Below are 20,211 nucleotides of genomic sequence, written 5' to 3' on the forward strand. Positions count from 1 at the left end.
TTATCGTGGCAATAAATGCTACCAATGCATTCTTTAGTCGTAAATTCAGCCAAATTGAATATTAATGTGATAGAATGCTCGACCTAATCAGCTGAGAGAGAAAGTATCGTCTCCAGCTGTATGATTTTTAAACGTTATACCGAAACTTACCGTTTTGCTTCTGTTTACAGTTTTGCTTAACCTCTACTGTTATCTAACGCTTTCTGTTTATCTTACAAATGAACTAGGAAGGTAGGATAGTGAGCTTCGGTATAAATCATAATTTTATAAGAGGATTAAACATGCGCATCATTCTTCTAGGTGCTCCTGGCGCGGGTAAAGGTACTCAAGCTAACTTCATCATGAACAAATTTGGTATCCCTCAAATTTCAACTGGTGACATGCTACGTGCTGCTATCAAAGCGGGTACTGAGCTTGGTAAGCAAGCAAAATCAGTAATCGACGCTGGTCAGCTAGTTTCTGATGAAATTATCCTTGGTCTTATCAAAGAGCGTATTGCTCAAGATGACTGCGAAAAAGGTTTTCTACTAGACGGCTTTCCACGCACAATCCCACAAGCTGATGGCCTAAAAGAAATGGGTATTGCTGTTGATTACGTTGTTGAATTTGACGTAGCTGACGATGTGATTGTTGAGCGTATGGCTGGTCGTCGTGCTCACCTTTCTTCAGGTCGTACATATCACACTGTGTACAACCCGCCTAAAGAAGAGGGCAAAGATGACGTAACTGGCGAAGAGCTAGTGGTACGTGATGACGACAAAGAAGAAACAGTTCGTGCACGTCTAGGTGTATACCACGATCAAACAGCGCCGCTTATTTCTTACTACGGTAAAGAAGCGGAAGTCGGCAACACTAAGTACCTTAAATTCGACGGTACTAAGCAAGTTGCTGAAGTTAGTGCAGAACTTGAGAAAGCACTAGCATAATTGGCTAACAGCCAGTTTTAGAATTTGATATATTAGAAGCGACCTTATGGGTCGCTTTTTTTGTTCCAAATTTTAGTACGATACCAATCTCGATAAGTTTGATTGCGCTGATTTAAGGTTTTTAGCCCTGATGATGGATAGCAGTTTAGAGTTTGAGGTACCTCACGTTCAGAATGATTATTCAAACATTTGGTATGCTCAATGATCTTGAACTTATGTAGATTAGTATATTACTTTCCAGAAAATTACATATGAGTCTCAGGTATCTATGGAAAATAATAAAAAGCAGGGCGTTTTACTGGTGAACTTAGGGACTCCAGATTCGGCGACCCCAGCTGGCGTTCGTCGATTTTTGAGTGAGTTCTTACATGACAAGCGAGTGGTTAACCTAACGCGTTGGCTCTGGTGTCCTATTTTGCACGGGGTGATTTTACCGATTAGAGCGCCGAAAGTGGCTAAGCTATATCAGTCGGTCTGGATGGATGAAGGCTCACCACTGCTTGTGTACTCCCAAAGACAAGCTAAAAAACTCCAGAAAAAACTAGAGATGCCGGTTGCACTGGGTATGACCTATGGCAACCCAAGCCTAAAGTCGGGTGTTGAGCAGCTGATGGAGCAGGGCGTTGAAGATATCATCGTACTGCCTTTATATCCTCAGTACTCTGGAACAACCACAGCGGCTGTTTCTGATGGTTTAACCAAAGCGTTTAAGCAGATGCCAGTAATTCCAAGCTATCGCTTTATTCGTGATTACTACGCGCACCCTAGTTATGCCAAAGCACTGGCTGAAGGCGTTCGCAGTCATTGGGAGCAAAATGGCAGAGCCGATCACTTGGTTTGTTCGTTCCATGGTATTCCTAAGCGCTTAGCTGATGAAGGTGACATCTATCCTCAACATTGTGAGGCGACAACAAAACTGCTTGCTGAAGAGTTAGGCTTATCTGAGGAAGATATCACCATGACATATCAGTCGCGATTTGGTCGAGAAGAGTGGTTGAAGCCTTACACAGATGAAACGCTTGAGTTACTACCAAGTAAGGGCATTAAGAGTATCGATATTATGGCACCGGCGTTCTCAGTAGACTGCTTGGAAACATTGGAAGAAATTTCTGATCAGTGCAAAGATACCTTCATTGAAGCTGGTGGTGCGGACTTTAGTTATATTATGTGCCTTAACGACAGAGATTCGCACATCGATATGATGGCAGAGCTAGTGGCACTTCACCGTTAATTGATATGTAGGTTCTATACATAACAAAAGGGCTGCTCATTGATTGAGCAGCCCTTTTTAATTAATGTTCTGAAGTCATTTTAGATATTAGATATTAAGCGACAGATGTTTCTGCTGATTGATCTGCTTTTGGTTCTGTGTCAAGCGTCATGTTGGTTTCTACGCCATGCATCCATGACACAAGTTTACCAGCACAAAGCAGCAATAATATGCCACTAGCCGTTGCGGTAATCGCTATACCACTGAAGATTGCCATAGCACCAAACTCGCCAACATGAGAACCAACCAGACCTGCTACGTAGTTTGCCACCGCGTTGAAGCCAAACCAAGCGCCCATCATCAGAGAGGCTAAACGAAGCGGAGCTAGCTTAGTGACCAACGACAGGCCAATGGGCGATAGACAAAGTTCACCAAGGGTATGGAAGAAGAAAGCACCCACCAGCCATAACATTGATGTTTTCACTGCTAGGTCACCACCTTGTTCCATTACCGCGCCCATCATGCACACGAAACCCAAAGCTAAGAAGAACAAAGCCATAGCAAACTTCACCGGGGAATTTGGTTCACGCTTACCAAGCTTGACCCAAAATGCGGCAATGAATGGCGCAAGAGTAATGATGAAGAATGGGTTTAGGGACTGGAACCACGCGGCAGGCACTTCAAAACCACCAATCATACGGTCAGTATATTGTTGCGTGTAGATGTTCATCAGACCACCTGCTTGTTCAAAGCCAGCCCAGAAAACGATCACGAACAGACCCATAATTAAAATCACTTTTAGTCTGTCAAATTCTTCTTTGGTTAGTGGATCTTTTTCTTTAGATTTGTTTAAGGCTTTTGCTCGAGCTGCAGCAGGCACTGAACCTATGTTACCTAACCACGATTGAGCCATAGTCACTTGCATGATCAAACTAATAATCATACCAATGCCAGCGGCTAGGAAGCCGGCTTTCCAGCCGAAAGAGTCGACTGCAACACCTGAAATTAATCCACCAAGCAGTGCGCCTAAGTTGATGCCCATATAGAAAATAGTGAAAGCACCATCACGTCGGTTGTCGCCTTCTTGGTACAAGTCACCAACCATGGTCGAGATGTTTGGTTTAAACATACCGTTACCACTGATAAGCAGAGCTAAACCGAGGTAAAGAGCATTTACTTGGTCTAAGCCAATAAAGCCATTGGGTAGAGCAAGTGTAAATTGGCCTAGCGCCATTAATAAACCGCCAATCAGGATCGATTTACGTTGTCCTAAGTAATTATCAGCAATCCAGCCACCGATTAAGGGTGTAATGTATACTAAGCCAGTATAAATACCGTAGAGATCAAGTGCGTCTTTCGTCGACCAACCGAGCCCACCGTTAATAGTGGTGTCGGTTAAAAATAAAACCAGAATTGCACGCATTGCGTAATAGGAAAAACGTTCCCATAATTCTGTGCTAAAAAGTAGGAATAGGCCTCTAGGGTGGCCAAAGATATTGTGATTGCTTGGCATAAGTTTTACTAACTTCAGGTATTAAAAGATTTTATAGTAACTTATGTATACAGAGTGGAATAAAAAACTGCAATAGGTGTTTTTTGTAGTTTTAAAAGTGTATTTATTTAAAGTGCTGATATTAATGGCTTTTTATTGAGTTTTGTTCTGAAAGTGTGTGATGAAAACTAATTTTCCAGATTTGAACTGGATGATTAATGCGCCTTCTTTAGTGCCTATCGAATGGTGTTTTACTTATGTATTAGTACGGTGTATGGGTTGGTCGAAAATGAAAATGCGATCTAATAGGTTTTTTATATACCAATACCTTCTATATTCCTTATTTGTATGTAAATCTTATCGCTGTACAATATCTAATTGCATTTTTGAAGGCTATTTTCTTGGTAAATAGCTCTATTCGGAAGATTACTCTGTTGATAACGGTTCATATTATTACGCCTAATTAAACCGTTTTATGCTGTGGTAAGATGTCCCAAAATAAAATAAATGGCTAGTAAAAATGAAACGTTGGTATTTAGTCTACTGTAAGCGTGGTGATCAAAAACGCGCACAGCAGCACTTGGAAAATCAGGGGGTAGAGTGCTTTTATCCCCAAATCGAAGTTGAAAAGTCAGTTCGAGGAAAAGAAAAACGGGTCAAAGAACCGTTATTCCCTTCTTATATATTTGTCCGCTTCGACTATGAGCAAGGTCCTAGCTTCACAACCGTTCGTTCAACCCGTGGTGTTGTGGACTTTATTAAGTTTGGTGCAAGGCCACATGAGGTCCAAGGAGACTTGGTGTTTGATCTCAAAGAGTTTGAGAAGTGCTGCAGCAACGAAGTGGAAGATTGTTGTGTTGAGTTTGAATCTGGGCAGGTAGTTAAGATTCAGAGTGGCCAGTTTGCTGGGGTTGAAGCTATTTTCGATCAGAAAGACGGTGAAGCTCGCTCTATTATGCTGGTAAAAATGATCAGCCAAGTGGTTCCAATCAGTATTGAGAACGAAGCACTACAAGCTCACGCATAAGTGCAGCAACACAAAAAAACAGGCTTAAAACGAAAAAGGCGCATTATGCGCCTTTTTTAGTCTTTAGGGATTGTTCAAAACACGTTAAGCGTTGTAAGCATCGTTGTGAACGGTTTGAACTGCACGGCCTGATGGGTCGACACAGTTTTTGAATGACTCATCCCACTCAATCGCTTTCGCTGATGAACAAGCGACTGAAGGGCCGCCGGGCACACATTCTGCCGCTGAATCTAGAGGGAATAACTCTTCAAAGATTTCGCGGTAAGCGTAACCTTCTTTAGTTGTTGGCGTGTTGTAAGGGAAGCGAAACTTAGCAGCTTCCATTTGTTGATCCGTGACTTTCGCTTCAGCTGTTGCTTTCAACGTATCAATCCAATCGTAGCCAACACCATCAGAAAACTGTTCTTTTTGACGCCAAGCGATTGAGTCTGGAAGGTAGTCCTCGAAACACTCACGTAGGATGTGTTTTTCCATCTTACCGTTACCACACATCTTATCTTCAGGGTTCAGACGCATTGCGACATCGATGAACTCTTTATCCAAGAATGGTACTCGGCCTTCAACACCCCATGCCGCTAGCGATTTGTTTGCACGAGCACAATCGAACATGCTTAGAGCAAGCAGTTTACGAACGGTTTCTTCGTGGAATTCTTTCGCGTTTGGCGCTTTATGGAAGTACAGGTAACCACCAAAGATCTCATCAGCACCTTCACCAGACAGTACCATTTTGATGCCCATTGCTTTGATCTTGCGAGCAAGCAAGTACATTGGCGTTGATGCACGAATCGTCGTTACATCATAAGTTTCGATGTGATAGATAACATCACGGATGGCATCTAAGCCTTCCTGAATGGTGTAAGTCATCTCATGGTGTACAGTCCCGATTTTGTCCGCAACTTCACGAGCAGCGATAAGATCTGGTGCGCCTTCTAGGCCAACGGCGAATGAGTGCAGCTGTGGCCACCAAGCTTCAGATTGCTCATCATCCTCGATACGCATGGCAGCAAAACGTTTAGCGACTGCTGAAGTGATTGATGAATCAAGACCACCAGATAGAAGTACACCGTAGGGAACATCAGTCATTAGTTGACGCTTAACAGCAGCTTCTAATGCCTCAGTCAGTTCTTCTTTGCTTGTGCTGTTACCTTGAACGGCAGCATATTCGTTCCAATCGCGAATGTAGTAGCGTTGAGGCTCTGCATCTTTTGAAGAGTAGAAGCTACCAGGGGGGAACTCACTGACCGTCTTACATACAGGTACTAGCGCTTTCATTTCAGAAGCGACGTAGTAGTTACCGTGCTCATCATAGCCTTGATAAAGCGGGATGATTCCGATGTGGTCACGACCCACTAGGTACTCGTCTTTGTCTTCGTCATATAATACGAACGCAAAAATACCGTTAAGTTCTTCTAATAGCTCTGCGCCCATTTCTTGGTATAGGGCAAGAATTACTTCGCAGTCAGAATCCGTCTGAAACTGGTACTTGTCTTCATAGCGTGCGCGAAGTTCTTTGTGGTTATAGATTTCACCGTTTACTGCAAGAATGTGCTTTTTGTCTTGGCTGTATAGCGGCTGGGCACCACTGTTAAGGCCAACGATAGCTAAACGTTCATGAGCGAGGATGGCTTTCTCACCAGCATAGATGCCAGACCAATCAGGGCCGCGGTGACGAAGCTTTTTAGACATTTCTAAAGCAATAGGGCGAAGTGCTGCGGCATCACTTTTAATGTCGAGAATGCCAAATACTGAACACATAGAACTTCCTTTTAAATAATTTCTAAATCAACTGTATTTAATTTGCCATTTTGGCTAAAAAAAGCAACCAGATGTGAGTAAAAAAATAATATAAAGGCTCGTACATTGGAAATAATCTAATAATAGTGTTGTTTTTGTGTTTTATATCTAATTGCAGTTGGTTTTTTATACGAAAGCCTCTCAAAAGTGCACAAGTTCGCAATTTTGAGAGGTTTGGAGAGAGGTTTTAGACTAGATTTTATTGATGTTTGGGTTTAATTGTTCACATACATGCCGAGCAAAACCACTACCAGCTTCACTGTAAATGTTGAATGCTGCATCGACGCCATTTTCTTTTAATGTTTCGAGTTGATCCGGGTATTCGGCAATCGCTGCAATTTGACCTTTAAAATTACGCGACTTCAATTGTTCTATAGCGGTTTGATTACCTTGGTGATGAGGCATCGCCAAGATCACCAGTTTTACATTGGCTGTATCTAAAATTCGTTCCCAAAAGTCTGGGTCAGTTGCGTCGCCAGAAATTACGTTTCTTCCGTGGCTTCTGTGGTTGTGCGCAGCATCTTCACGCACCTCCACACCTAAGCTGACTTTGCCGTAGCGTGAACGTAGCTCGTCGTAGGCACCGGTACCAATTCGTCCCATGCCAAGGATAAGTACTTGAGCACGACCAGGGTCGATAAGTTGGTCTCGTTGGTGAAGTTTCTCTGCGGCGTGCTCTTTTAGCCATTTTCTGGATTGTTGATAAAGTTTGTGACCAGCTCTATTTAGAGGAGCAGCGATTAAGAACGAAAGTGATACGGCAATAGCCACTGCCACTAAGATGTCACCAGACATCCAACCCATCTTAAAAGCTAGGCCACCGACTATGAGGCCAAACTCACTGTAGTTAAACAGCGATAGAGAAGCGAGGAGTGACGTTCGAACACGGAACTTAAAGCGGTTGAGTACTAAAAAATAAAGTAAACCTTTGACTGGTAGTAACAATAAGAATAGGACAGCGAGCATAAATCCTTGAATGGTTGGTTGCTCGGATAAGCCAATATTCAAGAAGAAGCAAATAAGGAAAAGCTCTTTAAGGTTAAACAATGATTTTGATAGCTCTGAGGCTTTAGGGTGGCCTGCTAGTAACATACCTAGGATAAGGGCACCTAGATCTGGTTTCATGCCAACAAGCTCGAACAGGCCGGCGCCTATCACTAACGCGAAGAAAATGCCGAACAGAACTAACATTTCACCGTGCCCAACCCAATCAAGTACTTTGTAGAAAAGGGGGCGTAAGAATGGAAGAGCGAATAATGCGATGGCATACCACTCTGGAATTTTTCCTGTAGATGCTGTCAAAAAGACCACGGCAAAAATATCCTGCATCACCAGAATACCTATTGCTAATGTTCCGTAGGTCGAATTCATTTCTCCTTTCTCTTGCAGAGACTTAACTGCGAATACGGTACTAGAGAAAGAGAGGGCAAAGCCAAGTAAAACGATTTGTTCCATCGACATGGCAGCTAGCGATGAAATACCTAAGAGCTTAAAACCAAATAGGGCGGCCGCAAAAAACAGAGTCGATAAAAGATTGTGAATTGTTGCCCCTGCCCAGATTTCCTTAGAGAGTAAGGTTTTGATGTCGAGCTTTAAACCAATAGTAAACAGGAGCAGCGTGACGCCGAGGTCCGCTAAGGTAATGATGGTGTCATTGGTTTGAAAGCCTAGAGCATATAGCCCAAAACCTGCGACCAGAAAGCCAACTAACGGGGGAAGGTGACACTTTAAAGCAATAAATCCTGCGATAAACGCAGTGGATATTAATATAAGTTCCATAACTTGTTGTTTTAGTTCCCTAGCTTAAAAAAACGGGCCGTGTTTATACAAACACGGCCCGCGGAAAATCAGAATGGTTTTCTTTAGTCTTCGAGTAGCTTTTGAAGTAACACGCCGTTGAGCATAGCGCGCTTAATCATGGCAAAAGCTCCCATCGTAGGATGTTTGTCGATCTGCGATGCTACAATAGGTAAGCCGCTATGGAAAGTCGTTAAAGACTGATTCTCTACATTGCGCTTAATTGCAGGGAAAACAACCTCTTGTGCCTTCGTTATGTCACCGGCAATGATCACTTTTTGAGGGTTAAATAAGTTAATCGTCATTGCGATAGCCTTACCTAATTGGTTCCCTACGCGAACTAAGCTCTGCTTGGCTAGTTCGTCACCGTTGATAGCATGGTCACAAACATCTTGAATAGTAATATGTTCAAGTTCTGTCAAAGAAGACTTATAACCTTGCTTAATCAGTTTCTGTACTCGTTCAATAATCGCAGGGTTCGCAGCTACTGTTTCAAGACAACCGAAATTACCACACTGACACTGTTCACCTAGGGGATCAATTTGGATATGACCAATTTCCCCAACGTTACGATTGTGGCCAAGGAAGACTTGGCCATTAACGATAATGCCAGCTCCAGTACCACGGTGAACGCTCACTAAGATCGAATCTTGGCTGTCTTTACTTGCACCGAAGTAGTGCTCGGCCAGCGCCATCCCTCTGACGTCATTGCCAACAAAGCAAGCCACATGGAATGTGTCGCGAATAATGTCACTTAATGCTAGGTTATCGATATCCGTGTTTGGCATATACTCAACGACACCTGTCGTCGGATTCACCAAACCTGGAAGAGTGATACCAATGGCAATCAGTTGGTCGATCTTTGGTTGATGTTCTGCAATGAAAGCCTTCAAGTTATTGAGCAAACCTTGGGTCAGGTCTGATTGATCTGAATAATCAAGGTCTTGCTGCTGAAAAGCCAATTCACGACCACCTAGATCATGAAGGCTCACTTGAATGTAGTCTCGCCCCAATCGTACAGCAATGGAATGGAAAGGTTCTACTTCTGTAGTTAGAGAAATAGCGCGCCTACCGCCAGTAGACGCTTGTTGCGCTACCTCTTTAATTAGGCCGCGCTCTAAAAGTTGGCGGGTAATTTTTGTAACACTTGCCGGTGCGAGTTGGCTTACATCTGCCACTTGTATGCGACTGATAGGTCCTTTCTGGTCTATTAGTCTATATACTGCCGCACTGTTTAGTTGTTTAACTAAGTCTACGTTACCTATTTGTCCGCCATTCATACTTAATTATGCTCGTATTGTCCGTTAACAACAGTCGCTTTAACGTTAAAGTCTCGGTCAAATACAGCGAGGTTTGCAACCATGCCTTTTTTGATTCGACCTAGCTTACTTTCTACACCAATAGCTGTAGCTGGGTATAGCGTAGCCATGCGGAGAGCTTCGTCTAAAGCGATACCAGCGTGCTCAACTGTATTCTGAACTGCTTCAATCATAGTCAGAGCTGAGCCGCCCAGTGTGCCGTTTTCATCAACACACTTACCATCACGGTAATATACTTTCTTACCGACAAAAATAAAGTATTCCATGTTAGCACCTGCAGGAGCTGTGGCATCCGTCACTAATACCAACTTTTCTCCCTTGATTTTATGCGCAATTCGGATGTTAGCGTAATCAACGTGGAAGCCGTCAGCAATAATACCGGCGTAAACCTCAGGGGTATCGTAAATCGCACCAACAACGCCTGGTTCACGACCAACCATCGGAGTCATTGCGTTGAATAGGTGAGTGGCGAAGGTAATACCTGATTCAAAACCTTGACGCGCTTCTGCGTAAGTTGCGTTGGTGTGACCTATAGAAACTACTACGCCAGCTTTGTGTAGACGCTCGATATGTTCAGGGTCGTTAAGCTCGGGAGCTAGTGTTACTTTTGCAACAAGGTCGCTGTTCTCACAGATAAGCTCAATCATATCGCTATCGGATTTACGAATGTGATCGACGTTGTGGATGCCTTTCTTAGCAACGTTTAGGTACGGACCTTCAAGGTGCAAGCCTAAAGATTGGTTTTGGTATTGGTTGTGGTACTCGCGAGCTGCCGTGATAACGGCGCGCATGTCTTCATCTGATGAAGTGATTAGCGTTGGAAGGAAGCTAGTACAACCGGATTGCAGGTTTGCTTTGTGCATGATCTGCATTGTGTCAGCAGTGATCTCATCGTTCAGCATTACACCGCCACAACCGTTCAGTTGTAGGTCAATGAAACCCGGGCTTAGGTTCGCACCATTTAGGTCGCGAATCTCAATGCCTTCTGGCATTTCAGAGATTGGACAGACTTTTTTGATTAGTTCGTTTTCGATTACAACAGTATGATCAGTGAGAACATCACTACCTGTGTAAATTTTACAGTTACTTAGCGCGTACATAGTCAGCTAATCCTTATTTCGTGAGATCTTTAAAATTTCTTCGTTACGTAAATGTGGACTTAGTTTGCAGGCATCATTTACATAACGATTTATTTTCTATGGTCAAACAGATTTAAAAATGAAGTTAACTCAAAGCTTTGAAATTTAAGGTTTAATTAAATGTTAGCCATACATTAATATTGAACGTTAACTGTTATTCACATGGCTAGATATACGAATAGCCCCCCCCTCTTTTCCAACTATGAATTAGATTTAAATCTTATCTATAAATACCCATTTTTTGAATGATAAAATAAGTTTTATGATCTCGCTAGCAAAAACCTCTGGATTTGGTAAAAACTGGTGATTAGGATCACAAATGGTAAGGTTTTAATTTGCGGGGCAAAATTAATTGAATACACTGAAAAGGACTAAATTGAGCGACTAAAATAAGTTTCTCAAACGAATTCTAAAAATCCTATAGGGGGAAACAACTGGTGAATATTTTAGGATATGCACAGAAGTTAGGTAAGGCGTTAATGCTACCTATCGCAACGCTTCCGATTGCGGCGCTTCTATTACGTTTAGGTCAAGGCGATCTACTTGATATTCCATTTATGGCTCAAGCTGGTGGCGCTATCTTCGGTAACCTACCATTGCTATTTGGTCTAGGTATCGCAATTGGTCTTTCTAAAGACGGTAACGGTGCTGCAGGTCTTGCTGGCGCTGTGGCTTATTTTGTACTAACAGCGACAGCAACGACAATTAACGCAGACGTTAACATGTCATTCTTTGGCGGTATCTTCGCGGGTATCATCGCAGGTCACTCTTACAACGCTTTTCATGCGACACGTCTTCCTGAGTGGCTGGCATTCTTTGCGGGTAAACGTTTAGTTCCGATTATGGCTGGTCTATTTGCACTTGTTGCTGGTGCTGTATCTGGTGTGGTTTGGCCTGGAGTTCAATCCGGTTTAGATACGCTAGCTCATGCTGTCTCAACGTCTGGCGCTATCGGCCAATTCGTTTACGGTACTCTTAACCGTGCACTTATCCCTGTAGGTCTACACCACGTATTGAACTCATACTTCTGGTTTGGTATGGGTACATGTCAAGAAATCATCGTTGCTGGTCAAGGCGCATTCGCTAACATCACTCAACTTTGTGTTGACCCAGCGCTTGCTAAAACTCTAGTTGTTGGCCAAGAGCACACATTCACATTCGCTAACTCTGTAACTCCAGAAATCACTACTGTAGTTAAAGAAGTGACTGAAACTGTTAAATCTGGCGACCTACACCGTTTCTTCGGCGGCGATAAAGGCGCTGGCGTATTCATGAACGGTTTCTTCCCAGTAATGATGTTCGGTCTACCAGGTGCAGCACTTGCAATGTACCTAGCTGCTCCTGCTGAAAAGCGTAGCCAAGTTGGTGGTGCACTGTTCTCAGTTGCATTCTGTTCATTCCTAACAGGTATCACAGAGCCGCTAGAATTCATGTTCGTATTTCTTGCTCCTGCTCTATACGCAATGCACGCTGTATTTACAGGTCTGTCTCTAGTCGTTGCTAACATGTTTGGTACTCTACACGGTTTCGGTTTCTCTGCTGGTCTTATCGACTTCGTATTGAACTGGGGTCTAGCAACTAAACCATTCGTACTACTACTAATCGGTCTTGGTTTCGGTGCTCTATACTTCTTCACTTTCTCTTTCGCAATCCGCGCTTTCAACTTGAAATCGCCAGGTCGTGAAGATGATGACGAAGCTGTTGCTGTTCCTGCTGGCGACGCACCAAAGGGCGACCTTGCACGTCAATACCTGAAAGCTCTAGGTGGTCACGACAACCTAACTTCAATCGACGCTTGTATCACTCGTCTACGTCTAACTCTTAAAGACCGCTCTGTTGCAGATGAAGTTGTTCTTAAGAAACTAGGTGCTAAAGGTGTGGTTAAACTAGGTGAAAACAACCTACAGGTTATCCTAGGCCCACTAGCTGAAATCGTAGCTGGCGAAATGAAAGCTATCGGTGCAGGCGAAGACCTATCTGATGTAAAACTTCCATAGTAAGGGAAGTACTTAATTAAGACGTTAAGTTACTCTTAAGTAAGTATCAAACTGAAAGCCTCCCACATGGGAGGCTTTTTTGTGCCTGTGATTTAAGTTCGGTGAACAAGGTTCGTTCTATTCTTTACCGAATAGTAGAAATAATCACAATTAACGGACGGTTCTTATTGTGCAAAGGCAAAGAATTGTGGATGATTAGCAACAACGATCTTTCTATCTTTGACTGGCGCTACAAGCGAGCGTTTTCTTGGAGGCGGAAGATAACTTTCTCTGACAATACTAAATACATAGAGGTGCTATAGATGAGTGAAGCTGAGGCTCGTCCATCGAATTTCATTCGCCAAATTATTGATAAAGATTTAGCGGATGGTACACACAGTAGCGTGCATACTCGTTTCCCGCCGGAGCCAAATGGCTACCTGCACATTGGTCACGCTAAATCTATTTGCTTGAACTTTGGTATTGCTCAGGACTACCAGGGACAATGTAATCTTCGTTTCGATGATACAAACCCTGAAAAAGAAGACGTTGAATACGTTGAGTCAATTAAGAATGATGTAAGTTGGTTAGGCTTCGAATGGTCTGGTGATATTTGTTACTCATCAAACTACTTCGATACGCTTTACGCTTATGCTGTGGAATTAATTAATAAAGGCTTAGCGTATGTTGACGAGCTAAGTCCTGATCAAATCCGTGAGTACCGTGGCACGCTAAAAGAGCCAGGTAAAGCGAGCCCATACCGCGACCGCAGCCCTGAAGAGAACCTAGCGTTGTTTGAAAAAATGCGTGACGGTGGTTTCGAAGAAGGCAAAGCGTGTCTACGTGCTAAGATCGACATGAGCTCTTCATTCATGGTGATGCGCGATCCTGTTATCTACCGTGTTCGTTTTGCTCACCACCATCAGACAGGTGACAAGTGGTGCATTTATCCAATGTACGATTTCACTCACTGTATTTCTGATGCGTTGGAAGGTATTACGCACTCTATCTGCACTCTTGAATTCCAAGACAACCGTCGTTTGTACGACTGGGTGTTAGATAACATTACGATTGACAGCCAACCTCGCCAGTATGAGTTTAGCCGCTTGAATCTTGAATACACAGTGATGTCTAAGCGTAAGCTGAACCAACTTGTGGTTGAGAATCTAGTTCAAGGTTGGGATGACCCTCGTATGCCTACTATCTCTGGTTTACGTCGTCGCGGGTTTACTCCAAGCTCGATTCGTGAATTCTGTAAGCGTATTGGTGTAACGAAGCAAGAGAATATGATTGAGTTCGGTTCGCTTGAATCTTGTATTCGTGATGACCTGAATGAAAATGCACCTCGTGCGATGGCTGTTCTGGATCCTGTGAAGGTAGTGATCGAGAACTACGAAGCAGATACAGTAGAAACGCTAACCGTTGCAAACCACCCAAATAAGCCAGAAATGGGTACTCGTGAAGTACCATTTACACGTGAAGTTTGGATTGAGCGTGATGACTTCCGTGAAGAAGCAAACAAGAAGTACAAGCGTTTGGTTCTAGGTAAAGAAGTTCGTCTACGTGGCGCTTACGTGATCAAAGCAGAACGTATCGAAAAAGATGCAGAAGGTAACATTACGACTATCTTCTGTTCTTACGATAACGAAACTCTGGGTAAGAACCCTGCAGATGGCCGTAAAGTGAAAGGCGTTATCCACTGGGTATCAGCTAATAAAGCACTGCCTGCTGAGATTCGTTTATACGATCGTCTATTCACAGTGGCAAACCCAGCCGCTGCTGACGACTTTTCAGCAACGCTGAACCCTGAATCTCTGGTTACGCTAAACGGTTTTGTTGAGCCTAGCTTAGCTGAAGGCGTGGCAGAGCAAGCGTACCAGTTTGAACGTACCGGTTACTTCTGCGTAGATTCGAAAGACTCTAAAGCAGACGCGCTAGTATTCAACCGTACAGTTGGCTTGCGTGACACTTGGGGTAAAGCTGAAGCTTAATAGCTCTGTTTCTCAAAGCTTAGTTTCTCAAGATGCGATTAATAAAAAACCGGCTTAGAGCCGGTTTTTTTGTATCTGGATAAAATAACAAATTGTGGGTCAAGCTGATGTGAATCTTACTACCGCATGAGCCCAAATAAAAAACGCCGGTCTAAGCCAGCGTTCTTTGTTACTTCTTCGCTTTATGTGCGTCTGGGTTGCCTTTGCAATCCCCAGTGATGCTTTTACCATACAGATACAAACTGTGGTTAGTTAGCTGTACGTTGTAGCGTTGAGCGATTTCTTTTTGTCTTTCTTCGATAAGATCATCAGAGAATTCGATAACTTCACCGCAGTCTAGACACACTAGGTGGTCATGGTGATGCTGTGTTGAAAGTTCAAATACAGACTTACCGCCTTCGAAGTGGTGGCGAGTTACAATGCCAGCGTCATCGAATTGGTTAAGCACTCGATAAACGGTCGCAAGCCCGATCTCTTCACCTAGGTCGATCAGCTTTTTATATAAATCTTCAGCACTAATATGTTGGCAGTCTGGTTGTTGTAATACTTCTAAAATTTTGAGCCTTGGGAGGGTCACTTTAAGACCAGCATCTTTTAGCGCTTGATTGTTGTCTGACATATACTTTCCTGTTGATGATCTGCAGCAATTAACAGTATTCAATATTAATACCATTATAGTTTAGTCAGGCATAACAATAAACCACGAACTTATAAGGGTTTCTATCCAGCATCACAATCTGTTTTGTAAATTGGAAGTATCTCACTTATAGTGGAGGTAAGACCAGTAACGGTCGCGGGATTTCTAATGTGAACATGGAATGTTGTCATGAACAAGCAACTTGCAAGAATATATAAACCAAGCATTGTAAGGTTCGCACTCAATGTTTGGCCTCCGTTTTGGGGCGCTGGTATTAAGATAGCCCATATTAGCTCTGATTTCAGGGTAGTAAAGACGGTGCTCAAGCTGCGTTGGTGGAATAAAAATGCCAATCGTACTCAATATGGAGGTAGTATCTTCTCCTTAACCGATCCGGTTTACTCGTTGATGTTAATGGGAATTTTAGGTGAGAGGTACTATGTGTGGGATAAAGAAGCGAGCATTAACTTTATCAAGCCTGGCCAATCTGACTTGTATGCAGACTTTGAGATAAGCCAAGGACAACTTGATGAGATTTATCGGCAGACGCAGCTTGGAGAAAAGTGTTTCCCAGAATTCATTATCTATGTAAAAGATAAACAGGGGAATGTGGTATCAGAAATCCAGCGAACCTTGTATGTAAGGAAGAAGCCACAATTTAGAGAAGATGACGATAAAGCCTTAGAAGCGGAATGTTAGTCTTTGAGTATTAAACAGAAAAACCTCCATTTAGGAGGTTTTTCATTATCTATATAGTTGTAATTAATTGTAACAATTAACAACCGTTAGAGGATTAGTCTTCTAGCTCTGCAAGGCACATCTCTTCGTGGATTTGTTTAACCCAGTTAGATACACGCTCATCGGTTAGCTCTGGTTGACGATCTTCATCAATACATAGACCAACGAATTGGCTGTCGTCACCTTCAACTAAACCTTTTGATGCTTCAAATTCGTAGCCTTCAGTTGATGTGTGACCTAAGATCGTACCACCTTTCGCTTCTACGATGTCACGGACAGTACCCATAGCATCACAGAAGTACTCTGCGTAATCTTCTTGGTCGCCACAACCGAAGATAGCAACAAGTTTGGTTGAGAAGTCAATTGCTTCTAGTTCTGGGAAAAAATCATCCCAATCACATTGAGCTTCGCCGTAATACCACGTAGGAATACCAAGCAGCAGTAGATCGAAGTTATCGATATCCTCTTTGCTGCTTTTTGCAATGTCTTGAACGTGAACGAGCTGTTTGCTCAATTGCTTTTGAATCATCTTAGCAACAGCTTCAGTGTTACCTGTATCGCTACCAAAGAAGAGACCTACACTTGCCATAGAATCATTACCTTTCATTTTGTCTGTTGTCGGTGTAATAAAGTTCGGAAGGGAGTCATTAGATCCCTGTTCCTTCCCAGCTTAGTTGGATTATCCCTTTGGCGATAAAACCTGCACAACCAAGGAAAAGTACTAACCATACGATGCGACGACCAAATACAGGGACGTTTCCCTGCTTTAGAACATCTCTAATTGCCATACCGATCAAAAAGAAAATCGCGGCAAATAGGAGATCTAAACCAACAGATTCAATGATGTTCATGTAGTCGTAAAGCATGGGAACCTTATATACCAATTTTGCTTGGGCGCACTATATCACTGTTGTGAGATAAAGTTAATCTACACTGATTACACAGTTCTCATTTATCTGCATGAAAAAGAGTACTTAAGCGATGAACTTTCTGATTGCTCTGAGTACTTCGGCTGGCTTTTCTGCATGCAGCCAGTGCCCCGTGTTTGCGATGACATGAGCTTTCGCATTAGAAAATTGCTGCTGAACAGCGGTTTGATGTTCAGCCGTGAGGTAATCAGAATCCCCACCTTTTATCAGCAAGGTTTTGACCGACGTTTTATCAATAGGTTTCCAACCAATGATCTGCGAGTAATTAGCGAGCAGTGACGCAACATTGAAACGCCATTCCATAACCCCTTGTTCTGATTTAAACAAAGATTTGGTCAAGAACTGACGAACGCCATCGATCTCGATATGGTTTGCGAGAACTTTAAGGGCGTCTGCGCGCGATGTTGGCTTTTCTTTTATTATAGCTTGTAGGCCAGCGAAGACGTTGTCATGGCGGTTATTTGTGTAGGCGACAGGTGCCATGTCTAAGACAACTAACTTGCGCAGTGTAAGGTGCTCTGTCAGTGCCATCGCTACTTTGCCTCCCATTGAGTGCCCAATGACAGTGACATCTTGTAGCTCAAGATTATTCAACAGTTGAGCGACATCCTGTGCCATCGCTTGATAGTTGTGAGTGTCACTATGGAAAGATTGACCGTGGTTGCGTAGATCGACACTAAGCATCTGATGATCGGCTTTTAGATCCCTAGCGAGTAAGCCAAGGTTGTCCAGATTACCGAATAATCCATGGATCAAAACAATGGTGTGACCCTCACCTTCAATTTTATAGTTGAGCTGTACTGACATTTTTATCTTATTCATGGTGGGTTTGACGTAGAGTATCCGCGCGGATCTCGCTATAATCCCCCAGAGTTTAAACATTGAGATTGTGAAAAGCGAATGAAAACAATTGAGGTTGATGAAGACCTATACCGTTTTATTGCGGGTCAGACAGAACGTATTGGCGAAAGCGCTTCAGATATTCTGCGCCGCTTGTTACAGGTTGATAGCCAAGGTATGGCTCCGATCGAAGAGATCGTTGAGCCAAAAGGTATCGTTGTTAGCAAAGAAGTCGGCTTTACTCCAGAGAAGGTCGATGGCGTTAAAGAAATGCGCTCACTACTAATATCAGATGAGTTTGCGTCACTAAAGAAAGCCATTGATCGTTTCATGCTGGTGTTATCGACACTGCATAAAATCGACCCTGAAAGCTTTTCAGAAGCAACTCAAGTAAAAGGCCGCAAGCGTGTTTACTTTGCAGATAACGAAGCGACTTTGCTAGAAAATGGCAATACGACTAAGCCTAAGGCCATCCCACAAAGTCCTTTTTGGGTTATTACTAATAACAACACTAGCCGTAAAAGACAGATGGTTGAGCAGCTTATGAGCCGTATGAGTTTTCAAGCAGAATTGATAGAAAAAGTAACAGGTTCAATTTAACGAAACCTGATTTAAACCTCATAATATCCATGGATAAGTAGATATTATGAGGTTTTTTTGTTTTTAAATTTTATATATAAGGATGTCTAAAATGGCTATGCACCCTCGTGCTGGGCAAAAAGCTCAGCAGGAAGATCTTCATAATATTCCGGCTTTAGTGGCTAACTATTTCTTACAGCAACCGGATGCTAACAACCCAGATCATAAAGTATTGTTTGGTACTTCTGGCCACCGTGGTACCGCAGACAAATCAACATTTAACGAAAATCACATTCTAGCGATTGCACAGGCAGTTGCTGAGGTTCGTGCCGAGCAGGGGACAACAGGCCCACTTTTCTTAGGTAAAGATACTCATGCTCTATCTGAGCCTGCGTTTTCTACTGTTATCGAAGTGCTTGTAGCGAACGGTGTTGAAGTTATTATTCAAGAAAAAAATGGCTTTACTCCAACACCAGGTGTCTCGCACGCGATCCTTACGCACAACCTAGCGAATGATAAAAAAGCCGACGGCATTGTTATCACACCTTCACATAATCCTCCTCAAGACGGCGGTATCAAATACAACCCGACACACGGTGGTCCTGCTGAAGCTGAATTAACTCAAGCGATTGAAGATCGCGCGAACGTTATTATCGCTGGGCAAATGCAGGGTGTTAAGCGTACTCCTATCGCACAGGCTAAACAGTCCGAGTTAGTGAAGGAAGTAGATCTCGTTGCCCCATACGTTGCTGATTTGGTTAACGTGGTTGATATGGAAGCGATTCAGAAAGCAAACATCAAAATTGGTGTTGATCCACTAGGTGGCAGCGGTATCGATTACTGGCGTCAAATAGGTAAAGCGTACAACTTAGATCTTACTTTGGTAAGTGAAGCCGTTGATCCTTCGTTCCAGTTTATGTCTTTAGATAAAGATGGCGTGGTTCGTATGGATTGTTCTTCTCCGTACGCGATGGCAGGTTTACTGGCACTTAAAGATGACTATCAACTAGCGTTTGGTAATGACCCAGATTACGATCGCCACGGTATTGTTACGCCAAAAGGCTTAATGAATCCAAACCACTTCCTAGCAGTATGTATTGACTACTTATACCGTAACCGTGAAGGTTGGGGCAAAGATGTTGCTGTTGGTAAGACACTGGTATCAAGCGCTCTGATTGACCGCGTTGTTGCTGATTTAGGTCGCGAGCTTTGCGAAGTGCCAGTTGGTTTCAAATGGTTCGTTGATGGCCTTTATAACGGTCAGTTTGGTTTCGGTGGTGAAGAGAGTGCAGGTGCATCTTTCTTACGTAAAGACGGTACGCCTTGGTCAACAGATAAAGATGGACTGATTCTTTGTCTACTTGCGGCTGAGATCACAGCAGTTACTGGTAAGAACCCACAAGAATACTACGAAGAACTTGCTGCTAAACACGGTGAATCTAAGTACAACCGTATTCAAGCAGTAGCCAATGGCGCACAAAAAGACGTGCTTAAGAAGCTATCTCCAGAGATGGTTTCAGCTGAGACGCTTGCTGGTGATGCAATTACTGCACGCCTAACGCATGCTCCAGGTAATGGCGCTGCGATTGGCGGCCTAAAAGTGACGACAGAGAACGGTTGGTTTGCTGCTCGTCCATCAGGCACTGAAGACATCTACAAGATCTACTGTGAAAGCTTTAAAGGTGAAGAGCACCTAAAAGCAATCGAAGCAGAAGCTCAAGAGATAGTTAACCAAGTATTTGCTGCCGCTGGTCTATAATCAAATCTCGATTACTAGAGTCACCAAATAAATAGTAGAAGGGTTGATGTGAAAGCAT

17 protein-coding genes are annotated in these 20,211 nt (G+C 43.1%); 8 read left to right on the plus strand and 9 right to left on the minus strand.

Features of this window, described 5'->3' with window-relative positions:
• The first annotated feature begins 281 nt into the window (after positions 1-281).
• Together adk and hemH are read left to right on the plus strand one after the other, a co-directional pair.
• The gene (adk, locus tag WR49_RS16170) at positions 282-926 is read left to right on the plus strand and encodes an adenylate kinase (protein ID WP_046224691.1); all 645 of its coding nucleotides are present in this window, start codon (positions 282-284) and stop codon (positions 924-926) included.
• Positions 927-1,194: 268 nt separating this feature from the next.
• Positions 1,195-2,157: a ferrochelatase gene (gene hemH / locus WR49_RS16175; protein ID WP_046224692.1), complete on the plus strand. Its 963-nt coding sequence runs from the start codon at positions 1,195-1,197 to the stop codon at positions 2,155-2,157.
• Between the two features lie 94 nt (positions 2,158-2,251).
• On the opposite strand, the gene WR49_RS16180 is transcribed toward hemH, so the two are convergent.
• Positions 2,252-3,649, minus strand: coding sequence for a peptide MFS transporter (locus WR49_RS16180; RefSeq protein ID WP_046224693.1), 1,398 nt, complete (start codon positions 3,647-3,649; stop codon positions 2,252-2,254).
• Between the two features lie 499 nt (positions 3,650-4,148).
• Between WR49_RS16180 and rfaH the strand changes: the two genes are divergently transcribed.
• A complete protein-coding gene (rfaH, locus tag WR49_RS16185; protein ID WP_046224694.1) occupies positions 4,149-4,655 on the plus strand; it encodes a transcription/translation regulatory transformer protein RfaH in 507 nt (168 codons plus the stop codon).
• Between the two features lie 84 nt (positions 4,656-4,739).
• On the opposite strand, the gene asnB is transcribed toward rfaH, so the two are convergent.
• From asnB to nagA, 4 genes are all read right to left on the minus strand, one after another.
• Positions 4,740-6,410: an asparagine synthase B gene (gene asnB, locus WR49_RS16190; protein WP_046224695.1), complete on the minus strand. Its 1,671-nt coding sequence runs from the start codon at positions 6,408-6,410 to the stop codon at positions 4,740-4,742.
• Positions 6,411-6,641: 231 nt separating this feature from the next.
• Entirely contained in the window at positions 6,642-8,228 is a 1,587-nt protein-coding gene (locus tag WR49_RS16195) for a cation:proton antiporter family protein (RefSeq protein ID WP_046224696.1), read from the minus strand.
• A gap of 83 nt (positions 8,229-8,311) precedes the next feature.
• Positions 8,312-9,526 (minus strand): DNA-binding transcriptional regulator NagC, encoded by a 1,215-nt coding sequence (gene nagC, locus WR49_RS16200; protein ID WP_046224697.1) that lies wholly within the window; start codon positions 9,524-9,526, stop codon positions 8,312-8,314.
• A 2-nt stretch (positions 9,527-9,528) separates the two neighbouring features.
• Entirely contained in the window at positions 9,529-10,665 is a 1,137-nt protein-coding gene (gene nagA, locus WR49_RS16205) for an N-acetylglucosamine-6-phosphate deacetylase (protein ID WP_046224698.1), read from the minus strand.
• Between the two features lie 476 nt (positions 10,666-11,141).
• Here nagA and nagE point away from each other — a divergent pair, with 476 nt between their 5' ends.
• Complete coding sequence (gene nagE / locus WR49_RS16210; protein WP_046224699.1) at positions 11,142-12,701, plus strand: N-acetylglucosamine-specific PTS transporter subunit IIBC; 1,560 nt, start codon at positions 11,142-11,144, stop codon at positions 12,699-12,701.
• Positions 12,702-13,003: 302 nt separating this feature from the next.
• A complete protein-coding gene (glnS, locus tag WR49_RS16215; protein ID WP_046224700.1) occupies positions 13,004-14,671 on the plus strand; it encodes a glutamine--tRNA ligase in 1,668 nt (555 codons plus the stop codon).
• Positions 14,672-14,840: 169 nt separating this feature from the next.
• On the opposite strand, the gene fcrX is transcribed toward glnS, so the two are convergent.
• Positions 14,841-15,290 carry a ferric iron uptake transcriptional regulator FcrX gene (gene fcrX, locus WR49_RS16220; protein ID WP_004734226.1) on the minus strand — a complete coding sequence of 150 codons (450 nt, stop codon included), beginning with the start codon at positions 15,288-15,290 and terminating at the stop codon, positions 14,841-14,843.
• Positions 15,291-15,497: 207 nt separating this feature from the next.
• Here fcrX and WR49_RS16225 point away from each other — a divergent pair, with 207 nt between their 5' ends.
• The gene (locus tag WR49_RS16225; RefSeq protein WP_017056396.1) at positions 15,498-16,007 is read left to right on the plus strand and encodes a DUF4442 domain-containing protein; all 510 of its coding nucleotides are present in this window, start codon (positions 15,498-15,500) and stop codon (positions 16,005-16,007) included.
• A gap of 94 nt (positions 16,008-16,101) precedes the next feature.
• Here the strand turns inward: WR49_RS16225 and fldA are convergent, their stop codons facing one another.
• The 3 genes from fldA to WR49_RS16240 all read right to left on the minus strand — a co-directional run bounded on the left by fldA (position 16,102) and on the right by WR49_RS16240 (position 17,782).
• On the minus strand, positions 16,102-16,635 hold the full coding sequence (fldA, locus tag WR49_RS16230) for a flavodoxin FldA (protein ID WP_017056397.1): 534 nt from the start codon (positions 16,633-16,635) through the stop codon (positions 16,102-16,104).
• Between the two features lie 58 nt (positions 16,636-16,693).
• The gene (locus WR49_RS16235) at positions 16,694-16,912 is read right to left on the minus strand and encodes a DUF2788 domain-containing protein (RefSeq protein WP_017056398.1); all 219 of its coding nucleotides are present in this window, start codon (positions 16,910-16,912) and stop codon (positions 16,694-16,696) included.
• A 108-nt stretch (positions 16,913-17,020) separates the two neighbouring features.
• On the minus strand, positions 17,021-17,782 hold the full coding sequence (locus WR49_RS16240) for an alpha/beta fold hydrolase (protein ID WP_046224701.1): 762 nt from the start codon (positions 17,780-17,782) through the stop codon (positions 17,021-17,023).
• A gap of 93 nt (positions 17,783-17,875) precedes the next feature.
• Between WR49_RS16240 and seqA the strand changes: the two genes are divergently transcribed.
• Positions 17,876-18,415 (plus strand): replication initiation negative regulator SeqA, encoded by a 540-nt coding sequence (gene seqA, locus WR49_RS16245; protein WP_017056400.1) that lies wholly within the window; start codon positions 17,876-17,878, stop codon positions 18,413-18,415.
• Between the two features lie 91 nt (positions 18,416-18,506).
• Positions 18,507-20,153: a phosphoglucomutase (alpha-D-glucose-1,6-bisphosphate-dependent) gene (pgm, locus tag WR49_RS16250; protein WP_046224702.1), complete on the plus strand. Its 1,647-nt coding sequence runs from the start codon at positions 18,507-18,509 to the stop codon at positions 20,151-20,153.
• The last annotated feature ends 58 nt before the right edge of the window (positions 20,154-20,211 follow it).

This window comes from Vibrio sp. ECSMB14106, from assembly GCF_000972265.1.
Taxonomy (GTDB): Bacteria; Pseudomonadota; Gammaproteobacteria; order Enterobacterales; family Vibrionaceae; genus Vibrio; species Vibrio kanaloae.